The sequence below is a fragment of the Limimaricola sp. G21655-S1 genome, assembly GCF_027213785.1.
GTDB lineage: Bacteria > Pseudomonadota > Alphaproteobacteria > Rhodobacterales > Rhodobacteraceae > Limimaricola.
This window is the reverse complement of the sequence record NZ_JAPWGO010000566.1, coordinates 1-230: the sequence shown is the minus strand read 5'-3', so window position 1 is coordinate 230 and position 230 is coordinate 1. Positions and strand designations below refer to the sequence as shown.

1 protein-coding gene is annotated in these 230 nt (G+C 58.7%); it reads left to right on the top strand.

Annotated features, from left to right (window positions below; genetic code table 11):
• Positions 1-230, top strand: a 230-nt coding sequence (locus O4G76_RS21830) for a hypothetical protein (RefSeq protein ID WP_269399159.1), incomplete at both ends; no start/stop codon positions are given.

Here is a 230-nt window from a genome sequence, read left to right as displayed (position 1 = left end):
CCTTCTGTGGATCTACAGCTTTGCCGATCTCTCGTCGCTTTCTGCACCAATCACTTCCGGTCAGACCCGCGCCAATGTTTGGTTTGAAGTGTTCTCAGCCGCCATACACCCAATGAATGCGCTGGCCGTCGCGGTGATTGCAGGGTTGTTCGGAACCGCCTTGGCTGTTCGCCATGTTCCGCCACGCATCGTCAAGCGGGCTGGATACGCTGTGGGGCAAGGGGCAGGCA